Source organism: Pseudomonas sp. UFMG81 (assembly GCF_015354575.1).
Classification (GTDB): domain Bacteria; phylum Pseudomonadota; class Gammaproteobacteria; order Pseudomonadales; family Pseudomonadaceae; genus Aquipseudomonas.
Map to the genome: position 1 here is coordinate 17,470 of NZ_JACAFQ010000023.1, position 19,957 is coordinate 37,426.

The following is a 19,957-nucleotide window of genomic DNA, read 5'->3' on the forward strand; positions in this document are numbered from 1 at the left end:
CCGGCGAAGGGCTGCAAGGCAGCCCCAACGCCGCTCACCCCTGGCTCAGCCGCTGCAGCTCACGCCGCACCATGGCCGCATACTCCGCGGGTTTGAGCTGGTAAAGCTCGCCCGCCACCCAGCTCAGCCACCCCGCTTGCAACGCCTCACGGCGCGCCAGCAGCCGCTCGGCCTCCAGGATCGCCTGGGCCTGGTACTGCCGGTGGAAATCCGCCCGCGAACGCGGCACCGCCTCGTCACTCACTCGCTGGCCTTGAACGTGGTCAGCTCACCCTTGCGCCATTTGGCGACCTTGCCGGTCACCGCCTTGAGCAACTTGCCCAGGCCTTCCTGCACCTGCGCCTTCGCAGCAAACACCAGCATCACGCCGTGCCCGTCGCGGAACACGATGCCATCCCCTTCCGGGACCGAGACGAAGGCATAGTCGCGCAGCCCATAGACATTGAGCTTGATCTCGCGAAAACGCAGTTCCAGCTTGCCGCCCTCGCGGCTGGGCAGTACCGCAGCGCGGAAGTGGTCGCCCACCTTCAGCTCCAGGCGCTGCTTGTCATCGACCACCAAGGCGTCGTCGGTGTCGATCTCGGCCATGTACAGGCCTTCGGGGTTCTGCTCGGTGACATAGATGAAACGCTCGTTGAAGAGCTTTACCAGTTTGGCCCGCAAATCACCCAAGGCAAACAGGGCATGGGTATCCAGAGTACTGACTGCCAATGAAGAATTCCTCGTATCAATTACAACCGGCCGCCACGCCAACGCTTGTCGCGCCAGCCGGCAACCACTTCGAGTCAAAGTCCGCAGGACCTTGGAACCAGGCAGGAAAGCTCCCACACCTGCGGGCCTGACGACTACCGGGAAAGGTTTCACCGGTCCATCGACCAAGGGCGCGGGGTACGCTTGGGCATGATTCCGCATAGGGACACGTAATGTCTGACAGTAAAAAGGTCAGAAAAGGTGCGATAGATAGCACCAGGCCCTACCAGGGAAAGAAACGCTGGTCTTCGGACACGCATTACAGGGGAGCGAATATGCACGAAAACACTGAAACCCGTCGAGAGGCACGACACATTTCATGTCCAGTAATCGCACCGAGCACACCGCGCTTCATCGTTGTGCCCGCCGGCGTGGCGTTCTTCCATGTCACCGAACGCGCCACCGGCAGGGTCAAGGGCTTTCGCCAACGCCACGAGGATGCCTGTCAGCTGGCACGGCACCTTGAGTGCTGAACCGTTCAGGCCGCCACATTGCCCGCCAGCTGTGCCCGCCAGGCTGCCTGGCATTCCAGGGCCTCACCACGGCTGGCGAAGGCCGTACCACGTCGCTCGCCGTTGACCAACACCACCCAACATGCCCGCTTGCCCATCGCCTGCAAGGATGCAGGGACACCCGTTCCGATCATCACGGCCACATCGACTCGGCTATTCATCATCCCCTCCGGAATTTAATTAGCAACCTAACGATATAGCCATGATACGTGCTCCGCGCGCTGGGCGAAAGCGTCTGCCCGTACAGCTGTGTTGCATCCTTGGCAACAAACCCGCTCAGTCGAACCCAGGCTCCGGACGATAACCGAGGCGCAAGCCGCCCCAATGTCGCCCTTGCACGAAGATCGGCACCGACAGGTCATGCATCAGCTCGCCAGTGTCACGGGTGTAGGTCTGCAGCAGCAGGCGCTGCTGGTGGCTGCCGCAACGGCTGCCGGTGCGATCGTCGAAGAGGCGCTTGCTGCGGTTGTGCGCGGTATCGTGCGCAGCGTCGCCCGTCAACGGTTGATTGAACGCCTCGTTGTGGGTGGGCACATAGCCCTGCTGGGTGCAGGCGATGGCGTAGACCAGCCCTGCGTGGCGCAGCAGCGGCTCCTGGATCTGCGGCAGGACGGTATCGGTGTAGCGGTCGAAGCGCGTGGTGAAACGCGGCGGCTGCAACCCGGTGATCGGCCGATACTGACGGTCGAACAGCTCCTCCAGGGTCACCCGGCCCTGGGCGACATCGGCCTCGAAGCGCTCCGTGATCTGCCCAGCCCCGGCCCGCGCCAACTCGAACACCCGCTGGTGGTAGGCATCCAGGCCCACTTCAGCCAGGCGCTCGCTCAGGTGCTCGACCTGCCCCTCCATCTGCACCGCGGCCTGGGCCAGGCGTCGGGTCTGCTGGTCGCTCACCGCCAGATCGCCACGTACCTGGGCCACGGCCTGGAACAAGGTATCGAGCTGGACGCGGTTGGTCTGGGTGCCTTCGGCGATCTCACCCACCTGCCCCTCGACACTGGCGGCCAGCCGGGCGATCTGCGCCAACTGCCCGCCAGTGGCCTCGACCTGCTCGACGCCGCTACCCAGGTCGTCGGCCAGGGTGCGAATCTGCGCCACTACCTGCGCGGTGCGCGCCTGGATATCGGCCACCATCTGCCCCACTTCCTCGGTAGCGCTGGCGGTGCGCCCGGCAAGCCCGCGCACCTCGTCGGCTACCACCGCGAAACCCCGACCATGCTCGCCGGCCCGGGCCGCCTCGATGGCGGCATTGAGCGCCAGAAGGTTGGTCTGGCTGGCGATGGCCTGGATCACCAGCGTCACGCGAGCGATATCCTCGCTGCGCTGGTGCAGGGCCTCGATCAGTTCGCGGCTGGCCGTGGCCCGCACGCTGAGGTCACGCATGCGCAGTATCGACTCGGCCAACACCTCGCTGCCGGCGACACTGCTACCGTGGGCCGAGCGCGCCGCGTCCAGGGCCTGCTGGCTGAGCTGGGCGGCGGCCTGTTCGGTGGCGATCATGATCTCGGCACTGCCGACAATGTCCTCGGCGGCGCCCAGCTGCGACTGCACGCGCTCGGCCAGCTGCTGCACCGCGTGGGCCACCGCGGCGGCCGACAACGCATTATGGCTGGTGCCGCGCGCCAACTGCTGGATCAGCTCGCCTTCCTGCGTTTGCGTCACGGAAACTGCTGGTACAGGGATACGGCGCCAGCCTGGCAGCCAAAGCACCAGCAGCGCCAACGGCAGGGCCAGGTACAGGGGCAAGCCAGCAAACGCCATGGCCGGCAGCACCACACACAACGCAGCGCCCTGCAGCAGGGCAACGGCGCCGAGCATCCGAGCCGGTGTCGGCAGATCACGGGGCGGCAAGGTTCCTTCTCGCATCATCTTCGGGTCCATCCATGTCATGTCGTTATTGTGACGTCATTAAACGCCACCATAACGCCATCATCCAATACTTCCTTGGATGCAGGAGGTTCCGGCTTGATGCAAGGCAAGAAAACACGAAGGCCCCAGGGATCGCTCCGTGGGGCCTTGCGCAGTGCGCCGAGTGTCAGATCTGCCGCTGGTGGCGGTCGAGCTGCTCGTGACGCTCCTGGGCTTCGATGCAGTACTTGGTGGTCGGGCTGATCAGCAAGCGCTTGAGGCCGATCGGCTCGCCGCTGTCGTCGCACCAGCCGAAGCTGTCGTCACCGATACGGTCCAGGGCCATCTCCAACTGCGGCAGCAGGCGCTGATCGCGGTCGATGGCGTTGACCAGCCACGTGCGCTCTTCCTCGACCGAGGCCACGTCCGCCGGATCCGACGGGGTGTCCAGGCCTTCGATGGCAGTGCGGTTGAGCTCGATGCGCTCATGCGTCTCGACCTTCATCGCTTGCAGCAATGTGGTGAAGAACGCCAGCTGGTCGGCGTTCATGTAGTCATCGGCCGACATGGCCAGCAACTGTTCCTTGGTCATCGATTTCTCTATGAAAAAATGTGCATTTGGGCGATTCGAGTGCTGCCGGCGACGCATCACCGGCAGCGGAATTCTTCAAGCGCCAACCGGCACTCTTTTACAGGGGGCGGCAGTCTAAGGTGCCAAGCGACAAGGGGCAACAGAAATGACGGGGCATTTGACTGAAATGGCCAGGAATCCGCCCATTGGTGCCGTATTTTCCGCCGCGCGCGCCGCTGGAAGGCGCTTGGCGGCAATATGCCGCAACAAAACCTGGCCTGTCAGACACCCCGCCAACGGCCGGCCTGTTCCCAGGGTAGTAGCCCGTTAGCGACTGGACGGTGGCGAAAAGGCGCGTGATGGAGGCTCCCCCCTCCACACGGACGCTTAAAACCATGAACGATAACCTGCACCAACGGTTGGCGCTTTACAGCACTCTGGATTGCCAGGTCGCCAGGCGCTTCAACAATCGCCCGACCCTGCTCGACGCCGCCGCCCACCTGCTCGAAGGGCAATGGCGTGAGCGCGGCCTGGGCAGCGCCTTCAATCCACTGTCCCTGTTCCTGGCCAGCTACTACGGCGCCTCGCACGACGCCTGGGTTCGCCCCTTGCAGCACGTGCTGGTGGAGCGTTACTGCCAACGCAAGACCCTCAACCTGAACCCGGGTGACGACATCCTTACCACCCGGCTGAGTGGCGACCCGGCCTGGGCCGTCGACCTGGATCTGCACAAGGTGGAACTGCTGATCAACGAAACAGCGCCGTTGCTCATTGATGTCTACAAACAGTTACTGGTCGACTACTGGACCCGTTTCGACAGCAGCGGCCAGACCCCTTGGGCCTGGTACGCCGGCTACCTGCAACAGCGGATGCAGCAGATCCTCCAACGCAGCCACCGGGATTCCCAGCTGTCGGCCTTTACCCTGGCCACGGCCAACCTGGTGCAGGGTCACCCCACCCCTGAACAGCGCGCGAACTGGAACAAGGGTGGCCTGACGGTATCCCACCTGAGTGTCGACTTCAGCGTCGATGATCAACTCGACGCCGACCTCGCCAGCGCCGTGCTGATCGAACACAGTGCCCCCGAACCTGCGCGCAACTTTGCCTTGCTCTACACCCTGAGCGGCCGCTTGCTCACCTACCCGTCGCGCCAGGCGCTGCTGCAGGCACTCGCCAGGTCATGGCCAGCGGCGGCCCTGGCCAGCCCCCATCGAGTGAGCCTGTCGCCGGCCACCGACCAGGTCTTCGAAACCCAGGCCCTGGGGCTGCTCCAACAACAACTGCGAGTGATCGACCATCTCGTCGTCGGCTACCGCAGCAAGCTCGACGCCATCAACCTGAGCCTGGACCTGGACCGCCTGAGCGCATTGATCGACCTGTGCGACAGCGGCGAGGCCACTCGCCGCCAACCGCTCATCGAGCAGTTGCCCGACTGGTTGCGCCAGGCCCAGAGCAAACCGCTCATGGATTACAGCACCCTGCTCGTGGATGTCGCCCAGGCCTACCAGGACAGTAACGGCCAGTTCTGGCTCGACGGCATCGATAGCGCCGAGTCGTTCGCCAACCGGCTGTTCAGCGCGCGCTTTGCCCTGGACCATCCGGAAGATGAGCTGTTGCCCGAGCATGTGCGGGTGATCAACTGGCAGACCATCGCGGCGGCCGCCGCCCACGGCGATATCGTGCTCTCCGGCCAGGTCGACACCGTGGAGTATTCCCTCGCCCAGCTGGCGATCGGCAACCTGGGGCTGCTCAAGCCGGGGCGGGTCGAGCTGCACAGCAGCACTGGCGAATCACTGCCCGACTGGATGAACGAAGCGTACCTGCGCCAACTGGTCAACGAGCTGGACATCGGCAGCCGTTACCCCGCAATGTTGCGCAGCAAATTGCTGGATGACCCCGAGCAGCAGCGTCAGCGCCAGCAGTTGCTGAGCCGGCAACTGCGCAGCCAGTTGCCGGCTCTGGCCATGGAGCTGTACCTGCAAGGCAAGCTCCCCGACCAGGCCGCCTGCCGCCATGTCGCCGAAGTGTTCTCGTCGGCATCCGACGAAGGATTGACGCCATGGGTGCTGAGACCGCTGGGCCTGGTCAAGGCCCCCGGGTCATCGCCGGACCATCCACGCAACACCTGGCTGATCGAACCGCGCACCCCGGGCATCAGCGCCTGCCTGCTGTACCGGCCGCTGCATGAGGACACCCTGCTGTACTTTGCCGACCGCCTGGCGCTGTTCGTGGCCATCAGTACAACCGGCCCGCTGCAGGACGACCTGCTGCAACGTCTGCCCGCAGAGGTCCGACGCTTCTACGCCCACGGCGGTTTTCTCGAACCTCACCTCGGGGTGCAGCTCGAGGACAGCCCAGCGTTGTCACTGGTCACCCCCGCGCCCGTCAGCCTGGCCGTGGAAGATCCGCCCACCGACCCCGGCAAGGCGCTCTATCTGGCCTGTGTGAACGAATCGATCCAGCGTTTCGAAGCACACGCCACTACAAGCTCGCAAACCCGCTGGAACAGTTGGAAGGAGCTTGGCTGGTTGCTGTTCAACACCCTCCTGCCACTGGCCGGCAGCACCCTGGGCAAGGTGGCCTGGCTGGCGCAGATCGAAGTCGCATTGGCCGAGTACGTGAGCAGCGATGACACCCACGACCCACAAGGTCATCAACTGGCGATGGTCAACCTGCTGGTGAACATCGCCATGCTGCTGTTCACCCATTCGATCTTCCGCCTGCGTCTGGAACAGGGTGAGGAACCAGCGCCACCACCCGGCCAGCCAACGCTGCCCGCCCACCTCAAGCCCGCTGTGGCCCCGCTCGAGCTGCACGTGACGACGGCTGCCGAGCCAGCGCTGGACTTCGGCTGGTCGCGGCCCAACACCCTCCTCACCGCCAACCAAGCCAGCGCCCTGGCGGCGCTGCAAGCCACGCTACTGCCCGTCGAACTGAAAACGCCGATTGCCAGCGGCGTCTTGCAGGGGCTGTACCTGCATGACAACGCGGTGTACACCCGGCTTGACGGCAAGGTGTACGAAGTGGCCCTGGACAACGCCCGCGAACAGATGCGCATCATCGGCCCAGGCCTGCAGCCTGGGCCTTGGTTGCGCCGTGATGAAGTCGGGCGTTGGCAGCTGGATCTGCGCTTGCGGCTCGAGGGTGGCATGCCTCTGAACCGACGCATCGAGGCCCTGCGACGAGAGAACCTCGAGCAGCGCCAGGCCTTGGCCAGTCAGGTGGCCGCAGCCAATGCGCAGTACCAAGAGCAGCTCAGCGCCTTGACCGCAACGGCAGAGCGGCTCGACCTCAGCGAGGACACCACCGAGCTGAAGGCCATGCTGGCCCGCATGGAGACCCTCGCCAGTTATTGGGAACGGTATCGACAAGGCTTCGAACAGCTCAATGCCCAGCAAGCCCACAGCCACTACAAGACCATTCGCGCCGAGCTGCTGCAGAATGCCTGCCTGGCACGCCAGTCCATCCATCTGGCCATCAAAAAGCTGTACGACCCCATGCGCCGACAACTGCTGACGTTGTTGCGACACCAGCAACGCGGCGCCCCCCTGGCAGCGGCCGACCGACGCATAGCCGGGCAGCGCCTGGGCGATATCGACGGCCTGATGGACAAGCTGATCAGCAGCCAGCAGTTACTGGAGCAGCAGCAGGAACTGCTCAAGCGCCTGAAAAGCCGCGGGCGCGCGGATATCGACAGCCAGCATGACGCATCGACGATCGTCTCCGTCACAGCCAAGCAATTGGGACGCATGCACTACATGCGGCTCGAAGCGTTGCGCATGCGCCTGCGCCTGGTGACCCCTCTGCAAGGAAGCGCCCTGTACTGGCTGGAGCGCGCCTGGGACAATCTGTTGCTCGGCATTACCCAACGCGAACGGTCACTGGCGCTGGAGGATGCCGGCGATGAGCTGAAAGTGCGCCTGCTGCGCAGCAACGAGCAGCAGTTCCTGGCCGTGAAACGTTGCCTGGCGAATCTGGCCGACCAAGCGCTCGAAGCCACGCAACGTACAACCTTGGCGGGGATTGGGGAAGACGTCAGGTTCTTCCTGGACGATCTCACCGCCCGCCTTGCCGAACTACCGGACTATCCACCCAGCAGAACGCTGGCCCAACTGCGCCAGCAACAGCCGGGGCTTATCGAAGTCGGCGAACAGGGCCTGCTGCTCGGCGACCCGCGCCAGGATGATCCCGGCATGATCGATATGCCGGGGCTCGACGACGAAGCGCCTGCCCGCGCCTATCGGGAAGGACACAACGGTTGGGAAGAAGTACCCGCTGCCGCGCAACCCCAGGCCGCAAGCGCCAGTGGGCAGGCTGTGGCCAGTGGCAAATCCCTCAAGCGGCTGCTCAAGGAGAGCGGCCCCCTGATCGCCAAGGCCAACAAGGAGGCGCGCAGGATCGAAGCCCAGGTAGCCGGCAGCTATACCCCGGGCGAAATCCAGGAACTGCTCGATCATGAGTGCACGCAGTTGCGCGAGCAGATCAACGCCATCGAGACACGCCTGACCGAAGACAACCAGAGCGACGAGGCGAGCCAAGGGGTCGACGCCGCCAGCGCCATAGGCCAGCTCGACGAATTGGCCACCCAATTGCAGGACAAGATCCCGCTATTGCGCAAACGGGCGGCCCTGGCACAGCCACCGGGCATCGCCAACATCGAGTACTTGCACGGGCTGCATGAAATCCATATCGAAACCGTGGGCACGCGTACGCGCCTGGCGAAGGTCAAAGGCAGGGCGGCGGACTATCTCGATGAGTACAGCATCAGTCACCAGGGGCGGGTGCTGTGGTATGCCCACTTCCACTACCCGGCAGTCGACAGCGCCAAGGCCGATTTTGTCAGCGGCCACCTGAAGACCGCCGCGCAACGCTTGCTCAAGGGTGGTGGCGTCTACTACAGCCCGGTCCCCCTGGCAGCGGCAAGGCGCTATTTCTTCAATGAGTAAGTAGGGGGGGGGCGCCGCATAATCGGCGCCCCTACCGCCTCAACGGTCCTTGAACTGCGCCTCGCGCTTGGCGATGAACGCCGCCATGCCCTCTTTCTGGTCTTCGGTGGCGAACGCCGCATGGAACACCCGGCGCTCGAAACGCACGCCTTCGCTGAGGGTCACTTCGAAAGCACGGTTGACGCTCTCCTTGACCATCATGCTGACCGGGATCGACTTGCTGGCAATGGTCGCGGCCACCTTCAGCGCCTCCTCCACCAGCTCGGCCTGCGGCACGATACGGGCCACCAGCCCTGCCCGCTCTGCCTCTTCGGCGCCCATCAGGCGGCCGGTCAGGCACAGCTCCATGGCCTTGGCCTTGCCCACCGCGCGGGTCAGGCGCTGGGTGCCGCCCATGCCCGGCAGCACGCCAAGGTTGATTTCCGGCTGGCCGAATTTTGCGTTGTCGGCGGCGAGAATGAAATCGCACATCATCGCCAGCTCGCAACCACCGCCCAGGGCGAAACCGGACACTGCGGCGATGATCGGCTTGCGTCGGTTGGCAATACGGTCGGCGTCGCTGAACAGGTCTTCGACGTAGATCTGCGGGTACCTAAGCTCGGCCATTTCCTTGATGTCGGCGCCAGCGGCGAACGCCTTGGCAGAGCCGGTGAGCACCACGCAGCCGATGTTCGGGTCACGCTCGAGCTGGTCCAGGGCCTGGTTGATCTCGCCGACGATCTGCGCGTTCAGCGCGTTGAGCGCCTGCGGGCGGTTGAGGGTGATCAGGCCGACCTTGCCATGGATGTCCAACAGGATGGTTTCGAATGCCATGCAGACTGCTCCTTCAAAGATTGCGCGCAATGACCATGCGCTGAATGTCGCTGGTGCCTTCGTAGATCTGGCAGACCCGCACATCGCGGTAGATGCGCTCCAGCGGGAAGTCGCTCAGATAGCCATAACCCCCGAGCGTCTGCAAGGCGTCCGAACAGACCTTTTCGGCCATTTCCGAGGCGAAAAGCTTGGCCATCGAGGCTTCCACCAACGCCGGGCGCCCGGCATCGCGCAACGCCGCGGCATGCAGCACCATCTGCCGGGCCACGGCGATTTTGGTGGCCATGTCGGCCAGGCGGAAGGCCACGGCCTGGTGCTCGATCAAGGCTTTGCCGAAGCTCTGGCGCTCGTTGGCATAGTCGCGGGCCACCTCGAAGGCGGCGCGGGCCATGCCCACCGCTTGCGAGGCGATACCGATGCGCCCGCCTTCGAGGTTGGCCAGGGCGATCTTGTAGCCCTGCCCCTCTTCGCCCAGGCGGTTGGCCACCGGCACGCGCACATTCTCGAAAACGATCTGGCAGGTGTCGGAGGCATGCTGGCCAAGCTTGTCCTCGACCCGCGCCACCTGGTAACCGGGCGCGTCGGTGGGCACGATGAAGGCACTGATGCCACGCTTGCCGGCCTCAGGGTCGGTGACGGCGAAGACGATCACCACCCCGGCGTTCTGCCCGGAGGTGATGAACTGCTTGCTGCCGTTGAGCACGTAGTGGTCGCCGTCCAGCCGCGCGCGGGTCTTCAGGCTGCTGGCATCCGAGCCGGCCTGGGGTTCGGTCAGGGCGAAGGCGCCGAGCATCGCGCCACTGGTCAGCGGCGTGAGGAACTGCTGCTTCTGCGCCTCGCTGCCGAACTTGAGGATCGGCACGCAGCCCACCGAGTTGTGCACGCTCATGATGGTCGAGCAGGCGCCGTCACCGGCGGCGATCTCTTCCAGGGCCATGGCATAGGCCACGTAGCCGGTGTCGCTGCCACCGTACTGCTCCGGCACCAGCATGCCGAACAGGCCCAGTTCGGCCATCTCCTCGATGGCTTCCTTGGGGAAGCGGTGTTCCTTGTCCCATTGCTCGGCGAACGGCTTCAGCCGCTCCTGGGCGAAACCGCGCACAGCGTCGGCGATCTGTTGTTGCTCGTCAGTTACCAGCATGGTTCACCTCAGTACAGGCATTCGACGGCCATGGCCGTGGCCTCGCCGCCACCAATGCAGATGGCCGCCACGCCACGGCGCAGGTTGTTCTGGCGCAGGGCCGACAGCAGGGTTACCAGGATCCGTGCACCCGAGGCGCCGATCGGGTGGCCCAGGGCGCAGGCGCCGCCATGGATGTTGACCTTGTCGTGTGGCAGGTCGAGGTGCTTCATGGCCGCCAGGGTGACCACGGCGAAGGCCTCGTTGATTTCGAACAGGTCGACGTCGGCCAGGTCCCATCCGGTGCGCTTCATCAGCTTGTCGATGGCACCGATGGGGGCGGTGGGGAACAGTGCCGGTGCGTCGGCGAAAGCCGCATGGCCATGGATCACGGCCAACGGCTTGAGGCCACGTTTCTCGGCCTCGGAACGGCGCATCAGCACCAGTGCCGCGGCGCCGTCGGAGATCGAACTTGAGTTGGCAGCCGTTACGGTGCCGCCTTCACGGAAGGCTGGCTTGAGTTGCGGGATCTTGTCCAGGCGCGCCTTCGGTGGTTGCTCGTCATCCTTGATAACGCGCTTCTCCTTGCCCTCGGTCACTTCCACCGGGACGATCTCGGCGGCGAAGCGGCCGTTCTTGATCGCGTCTTGCGCGCGGGTCAGCGAGGCGATGGCGAAGTTGTCCTGGGCCTCGCGGCTGAAAGCGCCGTTCTGCGCGCAGTCCTCGGCGAAGGTGCCCATCAGCCGGCCCTTGTCGTAGGCGTCTTCCAGACCATCCATGAACATGTGGTCGATGATCTTGCCGTGGCCCATGCGGTAGCCACCGCGCGCCTTGTCCAGCAGGTACGGCGCGTTGGTCATGCTCTCCATGCCACCGGCGACGATCACCTCGGCACTGCCGGCCAGCAACTGGTCATGGGCCAGGATCGCCGCCTGCATGCCCGAACCGCACATCTTGTTGAGCGTGGTGCAGGTGGTGTGCTTGTCCAGGCCCGCGCCCAGCGCAGCCTGACGTGCCGGTGCCTGGCCCTGCCCGGCCGGCAGCACGCAGCCGAACAGCACTTCCTGGACACTGCCGGCATCGATGCCGGCGCGCTCCACGGCGGCACGGATCGCCGCGCTGCCCAGCTGCGCCGCGGTCAGGCTCTTGAGGTCGCCCTGCAGGCCGCCCATGGGCGTGCGCACGGCGCTGACGATAACGATCGGGTCATTGGCGAGGGTCATGTTCATTGCTCCTTATTTGGCAGCCATGCGCAGTGCGCCGTCGAGGCGGATCACCTCGCCGTTGAGCATGCTGTTCTCGATGATGTGGCGGGCGAGCGCGGCGTATTCCTGCGGGCGACCCAGGCGTGGCGGGAACGGCACCCCAGCGGCCAGCGACGCACGCACTTCCTCGGTCATGCCGGCCATCATCGGGGTTTCGAAGATGCCTGGGGCGATGGTCATCACACGGATGCCGAAGCGCGCCAGCTCGCGGGCGGCCGGCAGGGTCAGGCTGGCGATCGCACCCTTGGAGGCGGCATAGGCGGCCTGGCCGATCTGGCCGTCGTAGGCGGCGATGGAGGCGGTGTTGATGATCACCCCGCGCTCACCGCCCTCGTCGGCCTGGCCCTCGGCCATGGCCGCGGCAGCCAGGCGCAGCAGGTTGAAGCTGCCGATCAGGTTGACATTGATGACCTTGGCGAAGCTGCCCAGGGCGTGCGGGCCATTCTTGCCCAGCACTTTCTCGGCGCCGACGATACCGGCGCAGTTGACCAGCCCGTGCAGGCTGCCAAAGGCGCTGACGGCAGCATCGACGGCAGCCTTGGCGGCGTGCTCGTCACTGATGTCGGCCACCGCGAAGCGGGCGTTGTCACCCAGCTCTGCGGCCTTGGCCTCGACGGCCGTCGCGTTCAGGTCGACCAGCATGACCTTGGCGCCGGCCTCGATGAGCATCTGCGCAGTGGCGGCGCCCAGGCCCGAGGCCGCGCCGCTGACGATGAAGTGTTTGTTCTGGATGTGCATGTCGGGTTTCCTTCAGGCGCCCGCAGCGATCGGCTGCGCGGCTTGTTGTTTGGCGATTTCCTGGTTGCGCAGGATGAACCGCTGCAGCTTGCCGCTCGGGGTCTTGGGCAGCTCGCTGACGAATTCGATTTCACGCGGGTAAGCGTGGGCGTACAGGCGCTGGCGCACGTGCTGGCGCAGGGTTTCTTCCAGTTCGGGGCTGCCTTGGTAACCGTTGGCCAGTACCACGAAGGCCTTGATCAGTTCGGTGCGTTCGGGGTCGGGCTTGCCGATTACCGCTGCCTCGATCACCGCCGGGTGTTCGATCAGCGCGCTCTCCACATCGAACGGGCCGACCCGGTAGCCGGAGGTGGTGATCACATCGTCGCTGCGGCCGACAAAACTGATGCTGCCGTCCTGGTTGAGCTCCACGGTGTCGCCGGACAGGTAGTACTTGCCGACGAACGCCTTGGTCGGCAAGCCGTGATAACCGGCGAACCAGCACAGCGGCGACTGCTCACGGTCCACCGCCAGAATGCCGGGCTGGCCGGCCGGCAGCTCGCTGCCCTGCTCGTCCACCACCACGATGCGGTGGCCGGGGATGGCGAAGCCGGCCGAGCCCAGGTGTACCGGGTGTTCAAGTGCATGGTGGTTGCACAGCACCATGCCCAGTTCGGTCTGGCCGTAATGGTCGTGGATGGTCACCCCCAGCTCGTCGGCGAACCAGCGGATCACCTCCGGGTTGAGCGGCTCCCCGGCGCTGCTGACCACCCGCAGGCGGCCCTTGATCGGCTCGGCGAACGCCTTGCCCGCCGCGATCAGCAAGCGGTACGCGGTGGGCGAGCCCGCGAGGTTGGTGATGCCGAGCTTGTCGATGATCCGCGCGCAGCTTTCGACGCTGAACGGCCCATCGTAGAAGGTGGTGGCATGGCCCAGCGCCAGCGGCCCGGTGACGGCGTAGTACAGACCATAGGCCCAGCCTGGGTCGGCCAGGTTCCAGAAGTGGTCGTCCGGGTGCAGGCCAATGGCATCGCGCATGTAGCCTTGGAAGGCGACGATGGCGCGCAGTGGCACTTCCAGCGGCTTGGCCGGGCCGGTGGTGCCAGAGGTGAACATCAGCAGGAAGGGATCGTCGCCCGTACGCATCACGGGTTCGCAATGCGCATCGGCCGCTTCAAGCGCCTGCTGGAAGTCCAGCTCGCCCACTGCCGCGCCCACGGTGATGACCGTCGGGCAACCGACAACGTCATCGAGCTTGGGGCGGTTATTGCGGTCGGTGACCACTACCCGTGCATGGGACTGTTCCAGGCGGTGCTCAATGGCCTTGGGGCCGAAGGCGGTAAACAGCGGCTGGTACACCGCGCCCAGGCGCCAGGTGGCAAGGATCGTCACCAGCAGCTCGGGCGTGCGCGGCATCAGGCCGGCAACCCGGTCCCCCGCCACCACACCTTGCGCACTGAGCACGTTGGCGAAGCGCGCGGCGAGCGCCTGCAACTGTTCGAAACTGTAGCGAGCACCTTTGCCGTCGCGGTCTTCGCAGACCAGTGCCAGCTTGCCTGCACCGACATGCCGATCACAGCATTCGACGCAGGCGTTGAGGGCTTCAAGGGTGCCGTGCAAGGCCGCATTGGCAACTTGGGTGTAGTTGAACGAACGGATGGCCTCGGCGTGATCGCGCATCGTCAGACTCCTGGCTTCTTATTGTTGGAGTGCACCATTGGTCTGACGATGTTCGCGCCGCTCACCCAGCCCGGCAATGGCCTAAGGCGTCAATCTGGATGACCGGTTTGGCAATACCTCAATGTCGGGCCGGCGCCGGCTCGGCCAAGGCTTCGTGGGTCAGTCGCAGGGCCAGGGCCTGCCGAGCCTTCTCGCGGTCGCGCGCCAGCTGGTTCATCCGCTCCAAGTAGTCTTGCTCAAGCAACCCAGCAGTATCCTCGAGCTCCTCAAGCTGGTCCCAGTACGGCTGCTCGACCGCCTGGAAGCGCGCCCGATACTCCCCTTGCAGGTACTCCAGCCAGAAGTCGCGCTGGCTGATGTACTCGGCCAGGCCAGGCCCTGCCTCCGCCGCACGTACCTGGGCCGCGGCGGTGTTCAGGTTCGCCTGGGTGACACCGGCAATGGTCTGGAACTGCATGGTGCGCGGCTGCCCCGGCAAGTCGAGTTCAGCGGCCAGCCCAGTGCGGTAGGCCAGGCTGACTTCGACTTCGTCGACGCCAACCCCGGCCGTCTGGCGATCCCGGATATCCGCCAGGGCGATGCGCTCGACCTGGTCCAGGCGGAACAACCGACGCGCCAGGCCCAGCCGCGCCGTTCTGGCCTGGGCCGGGTTGCGCTCGCGCAGGGCCTGAGCGACGAACACCCGCACCTCGAGGGTGCTGAAGCACGACGCCACGCTGTCCACACAGGTGCGCGGCGCCGCCGCCAGGTCGAACAGATCCTGGCAGAGCCGTGCATCCTGGACTGCCGCATCGATCATCGCCCACACCCGTCGGCCGAGATCCTGGCGGGCCTGCCGGTAGTCGCTGCTCTCGGTCAACTGCCCGAGCAACTCGAACAGGTCGTTACTGCCCGGCTCGGCACGCAAGGCTTGCCACTGTGCCTGTCGTGGCGCGTGTTCGGCGGCTGGCAAGGGCGCCAGCCAGGCCACCAGGGCATCGGGCGCGGCAACTGCGGCACCGGCCACCGCCGGCGGCGCATCGGGGGCATACAGGCGCTCGCGCACCGCCAACGGTAGAGGGTTGTTCGACAGGTGCAGCGCCTGGCGCAATGCCTGGGGTGCGGTCAACAGCGCCTCGGGCAGGCTGGCGATCTGGTTGTCACGCAGGTCGGCGTACTCGAGAAAGCCGCACCACTCCAGCCCAGCAGGCACATTGTGCAACCCGGCGCGGCGCAGGCTGATTTCGCGCAGCCGCGACAACTGGCGAAACTCCAGGCTCACCGAACCCAGCGGGTTGGCGCTCAGGTCGAGCGTGTGCAACTGCGCCAGATTGCGCAGCACACCAACGCCTGCACGGTCGAGGCGCACTCGGTTGCGCGCCATCTGCAAGCCGCGCAGGCTGCTCAGCCGAGCGATGTCCGGCGGGATAAGGCGCATGGCATTGTTGCTCAAGTTGAGCCAGCGCAATTGCGGAAAACTGCGCAGGAAGTTGCTCGGCAATTGCGGCAGGTCCAGGCCCACCAGCAGCAGCTCGGTGATATGCCCGAAATCCGCGCCCACGGGCAGCTCCGGCAGGCCGCGCGCGGGCATGCCGACCAGGCTCAGACGCATGCCCAGCGGCTCGTTCGGGCCATGGTCGATGCGCTCGCCCTGCAGACGCCAGCCACGGCGAAACTCATCGGCCACCTCCAGGCGCACGGCTTGCCGGTCAACTGCGCGTTCGGCCAGTACCCAGGTGCATAGCGCACGGTCTAGCTCGGCATAGGCGCGCTGCTGGCGCATCAGATTGGCGATGGCGGTGCCCGGTCGCTCCATCAGGATGCGCACGAATGTTTCCACCTCACGCTCATCGAAACTGGGATAGAGCGCCCGCACCCCATCGCGCAAAGTCCTCTCACCCGGCCTGCCAGGGCCACGACCGCTCAGTGGATAGCCCAGGCGACCGTCGGCCTGACGCCGCAGCGGATTGTGCCAGGCAGGCCCCTCGCGCAACCCGAGCAGCCTGGACAGTGCCTGGCCACCCTCGGGCAGCCAGCCCCGCAGGTCGTCGAGAATCCGCTCGCTGGCTGCAGCACCCTGCCAGCCCAGGCGCACCTGGTGGCTGGCCGGCAACAGGGCGGCGAGCACCTCGGGCAGACCACCGGGCTCAGCTACATCGACCTCAAGCGCGTGCCCAGTGTCGTCATACAGGGCGAAACGCCCCAGCCGCCGGACCAGGTTGGTAGTCACCTGCCCGGCGCCACCGTCCGGATACAGTCGCGCCAGGACCCGACCGCTGTCCGAGCCCTCACGCAGCACCAGGTTCACCGATTGCGGCCAGTCGGCATGGCGCCGCAACAGGGCGAAGACCAGCTCGACCGCCTCTGCCCGGTAGCTGCCACGCAGGTACAGTGCCTCGCGGGCGCGGACCAGGCGCACCTGGTGCAGCAAGGCCCTGGCCTGTTCGCCCAATGCCAGCGGGATGCGCTGCTGGTTCACCATGAGCTGGCGCTGTTCGGTGGTGGCGCCCTGCAGCAAGCGCAGGGCATAGGCATCCGGCAAGCCTGGGAAGTCGCGCTTAACCAAGCTCAGCTGCGGGTCTTGCGCCAGGTACTGACGGCAAAAATGCTCGAGCATCTGCTCGCGCAGTTGCGCGGCATCCTCGAGGATCACTTCACCCTGTTCGGCCTCGCTCAGCGTGAAGATATCCAGCTGTTCGACGCACCAGCCCAACAACTCTGCATCGCTCAAGCTGCCCTCGCGCAGGGCCTGGAAGAAGGTTTCGATTCGCGCATCAACGGCAAAACGTTCGACGGTGTCACGCAGCACCACCGGCAATGGCCGCCCCTCCACCAGCAAGCCACGCAACTGCATCTGGTCGATATCCGCCACCTTGAGGATCTGGCCGACCCGCTGGGCGTCCAACTGCCTCGCCGGTGGCCATAGACGTGTCAGCAGATAGTGCTCGCCCTGCCATTCCAGGGGGCGCTCCGTGGCCAGGCGCCAGGCCCGCTCGCCGTTGCTTTCCAGGATCGGTGCATAAGCCTGCGCGCGGCTGGAGTGCTCCAGCTGCCACGTGCTGCGGCCCGGGCTGGGGACCACCCGATAGCTGACCCCGTCGGCATCTTGCCACCAATGGCCATCGCCATTGCTCGACAAGCCGTTATCCAGCGCCACCAGATCCTCGGGGGGCGCGTCGTCGGCATAGGCCGCCAGGTCGCCGGACCACAGGCGCGAGGCGCCTTCAGGGTTGCTGACCGGTACAAGTTCATCGACGAAGGCACTGCGCACGAAGCTACCCGCCGCCACCGTGGCCCCGACGGTCACCCCGGTCAGCGCCACCCCAAGCAGGTGATCGACGGCCTCATGCTGGTGACCCTGGCTCCAGTCCTCCACCCCTTCGAAGACATCGACGAGGGTCTGGCGGACCATGTCCGCCAGCAGCACCGCGCCGACACCGGGCACGAACAGGCCAGCCAGGTTCAACAGCACCAGCCCCGCCGTCTCCAGCGCCTTGAACTGAGCATCGGTGGCTGCGGCATCCACCGTCGCGTTGGGCACCAGCAGCACCCGTGCATCATCGCGGATGCGCTTGAGGTGCTGTTTGGCCACCGCCGAGAACAGCTCGCCGCTGATCGTCGACAGCGACGCTTGCATGTCGGTTGCATGGTCCGCCAGGCGCTTGCCCAGGGTGGCCAGGTAGGCCCCGCGATCGGCCAGGCCGATACGTGGGTTGAAGGCCTGACGGTAGGCGGGCTCACGCATCTGCTTGCCCAGCGCGAGGCTGGCGGCGCGCCAGCCGGCATAACGGCGCAAGGGCTGCTGGTGGTCATCCGGCAGATAGAGGATCACCCCTTGCACGGTGTTGTGCGTCAGGGTGACGCCACCTCCCGGATGCACCCAGGAGCCGACCAGCTCGAACGCCAGCGCGCCGTCGACCCGCCCCCCCATCACTGCCAACTCGCCGCAATTGACGCTCAGGCTTTCGCTGTGAGTGACGGTCTCCCCGCGGCTGGCCCGGCGTAGCATCTCCAGGTCGTTAGCGCCCAGTTGTTCTTTGGTGGCAGCGATTTCCGTGGCCAAGGCCAGCTGCCTGCGACGGTCCACGGCCAGCACATCGGTGAAGCCGTCGTTGAAGAGCGCGTCCAGGTGCTGCTGATAGCGTTTGCCTACATCCAGGTCACGGCACATCGACACGAGTCGCTCCACCTGGCGGGTCAGCTCGCGCTCTACCCCAGCGCTGGCAGCGTCGGCGGGATACACCAGTGCAGTCCCGGGGTAGAACGACTGGTCTTGCTTGAAATTGAGCATGAACTGCTGCAGCGCAGGCACGTAGCGGTTGTGAAAATCCGCCCGATTGAGCGTGGCGTCGAATTTCAGGCTGCGTTCTCGCCACTGCGCCTTGTCCAGGTCGACGGGTTGCTTGAGCAACGCCTGCAACGCCGGCGCCAGCAGGTCCTTGGCATACGCCGCAGGGTGCTTGAGGGGGCGGATGGCGTCGCGCACCTGCTGCTGGCTGGCGATGTGCTCGGCGTAGCAGACACGCAGCGTCGCGATCTGGCTGGGCGTGGCGCGCTTGAGCCAGTCAGGCAGGTTCTCTGCAATGAAGTCATCGATGGCATTGCTGAGCTTGGCGTGCAACGGGGTAGTGGCCATTGGGTTCGTCCTTGAATAGATGAACCCGTACAGTGGCCCAGGTAACCGCCTGGCGGCAGCGGGAAACGGCTGCCCCTCAGCCGCCTGCCTCGCGCGCCAGGCTCAAGGCGCGGTAGTGCCCGGGGTTGCAGCCAAACCATTTACGAAAGGCCTTGTAGAACGAGCTGCTGTCGGCAAAGCCCAGGCGCTCGGCGATTTCCCCCAGGCCCGGTTCGGCCTCGGCCAGCCAGGCGATCGCCAGCTCTCGGCGCACGCTGTCCTTGAGCCCCTGGTAGGTCTGGCCCTCGTCGGCCAGACGCCGGCGCAACGTGGAGGGCGACAGGCACAGTTGACGGGCCAGGCTGTCGCCATCGGGCCAGCGGGCGGGGTCGAGATCAAGCAGGTCGTGGCGGATGCGCCGGCCGAGGCTGGCCGGGTCGCGGTACTTGACCAGGATGTTGCCCGGCGCTTCGGCGAGGAACCGCAGCAACTCTTCGGGCGTGCGCTTGATGGGCAAATCCAGGCAGTCGGCGGCGATGATCATGCGCGTGCGCGGGCGGTAGAACTGCAGGTTCTCGGAGAACATCACCCGGTAGTCGTCGCAGAATGGCGGCTCGCTGCAACGCAGGTCGATGGCCAGGATCGGGATGCGCCGCCCGGCCAGCCAGCAGGCCACGCCGTGCACGATCATCCAGAAGGTGAAGTAGGTGAACGCCCGGCGCGGTTCGTCGCGCGGCTCGTTGATGACGATCTCGGCCAGCCCGGGCTGGCGCACCAGGCCTGGGTGCAGGTCTTCGAGCATCAGGCTGAGAAAGCCCAGGGCGGTGTGCAAACCCTCGGCCAGGGTCGGCTGGCCCATGGCCGCGCGGCACATGAACGCCAGGCTGCCACTGCGCAGGCCGCGCGGGTCCATGGCGAAGAATTCGTCGTTGCAGCGGCGAGCCAGCAGGCGCCAGAGGCGCGCGTAGGACTCGGCGCTGACCCGTGCCTCGGGGCGCTCCAGCTGGCCTGGGTCGATGCCCGCCTGCGCCAGCAGAACGGCATCCGCCGCGCCGGCCGGGCAGGTCTGCAACAGTGCTTCGCGCACCAGTTGCATGGAGATGGTGTCTTTCTCGCTCATCGGCTGTCCGCTGCGCTCAGT

Annotated in this window: 14 protein-coding genes; 2 read left to right on the forward strand and 12 right to left on the reverse strand. The window is 65.7% G+C overall.

Going from position 1 to position 19,957, the window contains the following annotated elements; all coding sequences use genetic code 11:
• Positions 1 to 34: 34 nt before the first annotated feature.
• Complete coding sequence (locus IX761_RS17635) at positions 35 to 244, reverse strand: hypothetical protein (RefSeq protein WP_194790851.1); 210 nt, start codon at positions 242 to 244, stop codon at positions 35 to 37.
• Positions 241 to 711, reverse strand: coding sequence for a hypothetical protein (locus tag IX761_RS17640; protein WP_194790852.1), 471 nt, complete (start codon positions 709 to 711; stop codon positions 241 to 243). Before IX761_RS17640 ends, IX761_RS17635 begins: the two co-directional genes overlap by 4 nt.
• Before the next feature lie 314 nt (positions 712 to 1,025).
• Between IX761_RS17640 and IX761_RS17645 the strand changes: the two genes are divergently transcribed.
• Positions 1,026 to 1,223 carry a hypothetical protein gene (locus IX761_RS17645; protein WP_194790853.1) on the forward strand — a complete coding sequence of 66 codons (198 nt, stop codon included), beginning with the start codon at positions 1,026 to 1,028 and terminating at the stop codon, positions 1,221 to 1,223.
• A 5-nt stretch (positions 1,224 to 1,228) separates the two neighbouring features.
• Here the strand turns inward: IX761_RS17645 and IX761_RS17650 are convergent, their stop codons facing one another.
• From IX761_RS17650 to IX761_RS17660, 3 genes are all read right to left on the reverse strand, one after another.
• Entirely contained in the window at positions 1,229 to 1,423 is a 195-nt protein-coding gene (locus IX761_RS17650; protein ID WP_194790854.1) for a hypothetical protein, read from the reverse strand.
• A 115-nt stretch (positions 1,424 to 1,538) separates the two neighbouring features.
• On the reverse strand, positions 1,539 to 3,152 hold the full coding sequence (locus IX761_RS17655; protein ID WP_416366799.1) for a methyl-accepting chemotaxis protein: 1,614 nt from the start codon (positions 3,150 to 3,152) through the stop codon (positions 1,539 to 1,541).
• 145 nt (positions 3,153 to 3,297) lie between these two features.
• Positions 3,298 to 3,702, reverse strand: coding sequence for a TraR/DksA family transcriptional regulator (locus tag IX761_RS17660; protein WP_194790856.1), 405 nt, complete (start codon positions 3,700 to 3,702; stop codon positions 3,298 to 3,300).
• A 374-nt stretch (positions 3,703 to 4,076) separates the two neighbouring features.
• On the opposite strand from IX761_RS17660, the gene IX761_RS17665 reads away from it, so the two are divergent.
• Positions 4,077 to 8,627 (forward strand): DUF6543 domain-containing protein, encoded by a 4,551-nt coding sequence (locus IX761_RS17665; RefSeq protein WP_194790857.1) that lies wholly within the window; start codon positions 4,077 to 4,079, stop codon positions 8,625 to 8,627.
• Positions 8,628 to 8,666: 39 nt separating this feature from the next.
• On the opposite strand, the gene IX761_RS17670 is transcribed toward IX761_RS17665, so the two are convergent.
• The 7 genes from IX761_RS17670 to IX761_RS17700 form a co-directional block, all read right to left on the reverse strand.
• Complete coding sequence (locus IX761_RS17670; RefSeq protein ID WP_194790858.1) at positions 8,667 to 9,440, reverse strand: enoyl-CoA hydratase; 774 nt, start codon at positions 9,438 to 9,440, stop codon at positions 8,667 to 8,669.
• Positions 9,441 to 9,453: 13 nt separating this feature from the next.
• Positions 9,454 to 10,581, reverse strand: coding sequence for an acyl-CoA dehydrogenase (locus IX761_RS17675; protein WP_194790859.1), 1,128 nt, complete (start codon positions 10,579 to 10,581; stop codon positions 9,454 to 9,456).
• An 8-nt stretch (positions 10,582 to 10,589) separates the two neighbouring features.
• A complete protein-coding gene (locus tag IX761_RS17680; RefSeq protein ID WP_194790860.1) occupies positions 10,590 to 11,783 on the reverse strand; it encodes an acetyl-CoA C-acyltransferase in 1,194 nt (397 codons plus the stop codon).
• 12 nt (positions 11,784 to 11,795) lie between these two features.
• Positions 11,796 to 12,563 carry an SDR family NAD(P)-dependent oxidoreductase gene (locus IX761_RS17685; protein WP_194790861.1) on the reverse strand — a complete coding sequence of 256 codons (768 nt, stop codon included), beginning with the start codon at positions 12,561 to 12,563 and terminating at the stop codon, positions 11,796 to 11,798.
• Positions 12,564 to 12,575: 12 nt separating this feature from the next.
• Positions 12,576 to 14,222 (reverse strand): acyl-CoA synthetase, encoded by a 1,647-nt coding sequence (locus IX761_RS17690; RefSeq protein WP_194790862.1) that lies wholly within the window; start codon positions 14,220 to 14,222, stop codon positions 12,576 to 12,578.
• 118 nt (positions 14,223 to 14,340) lie between these two features.
• Entirely contained in the window at positions 14,341 to 18,837 is a 4,497-nt protein-coding gene (locus IX761_RS17695) for an NEL-type E3 ubiquitin ligase domain-containing protein (protein WP_194790863.1), read from the reverse strand.
• A 76-nt stretch (positions 18,838 to 18,913) separates the two neighbouring features.
• Positions 18,914 to 19,936 carry an AraC family transcriptional regulator gene (locus tag IX761_RS17700; RefSeq protein WP_194790864.1) on the reverse strand — a complete coding sequence of 341 codons (1,023 nt, stop codon included), beginning with the start codon at positions 19,934 to 19,936 and terminating at the stop codon, positions 18,914 to 18,916.
• Between the last annotated feature and the right edge of the window lie 21 nt (positions 19,937 to 19,957).

Coding starts and splice junctions, on each gene's coding strand:
- IX761_RS17645 (WP_194790853.1), top strand. CDS start 1,026: ATGCACGAAAACACTGAAACCCGTCGAGAGGCACGACACATTTCATGT.
- IX761_RS17650 (WP_194790854.1), bottom strand. CDS start 1,423: ATGAATAGCCGAGTCGATGTGGCCGTGATGATCGGAACGGGTGTCCCT.
- IX761_RS17655 (WP_416366799.1), bottom strand. CDS start 3,152: ATGACATGGATGGACCCGAAGATGATGCGAGAAGGAACCTTGCCGCCC.
- IX761_RS17660 (WP_194790856.1), bottom strand. CDS start 3,702: ATGACCAAGGAACAGTTGCTGGCCATGTCGGCCGATGACTACATGAAC.
- IX761_RS17665 (WP_194790857.1), top strand. CDS start 4,077: ATGAACGATAACCTGCACCAACGGTTGGCGCTTTACAGCACTCTGGAT.
- IX761_RS17670 (WP_194790858.1), bottom strand. CDS start 9,440: ATGGCATTCGAAACCATCCTGTTGGACATCCATGGCAAGGTCGGCCTG.
- IX761_RS17675 (WP_194790859.1), bottom strand. CDS start 10,581: ATGCTGGTAACTGACGAGCAACAACAGATCGCCGACGCTGTGCGCGGT.
- IX761_RS17680 (WP_194790860.1), bottom strand. CDS start 11,783: ATGACCCTCGCCAATGACCCGATCGTTATCGTCAGCGCCGTGCGCACG.
- IX761_RS17685 (WP_194790861.1), bottom strand. CDS start 12,563: ATGCACATCCAGAACAAACACTTCATCGTCAGCGGCGCGGCCTCGGGC.
- IX761_RS17690 (WP_194790862.1), bottom strand. CDS start 14,222: ATGCGCGATCACGCCGAGGCCATCCGTTCGTTCAACTACACCCAAGTT.
- IX761_RS17695 (WP_194790863.1), bottom strand. CDS start 18,837: ATGGCCACTACCCCGTTGCACGCCAAGCTCAGCAATGCCATCGATGAC.
- IX761_RS17700 (WP_194790864.1), bottom strand. CDS start 19,936: ATGAGCGAGAAAGACACCATCTCCATGCAACTGGTGCGCGAAGCACTG.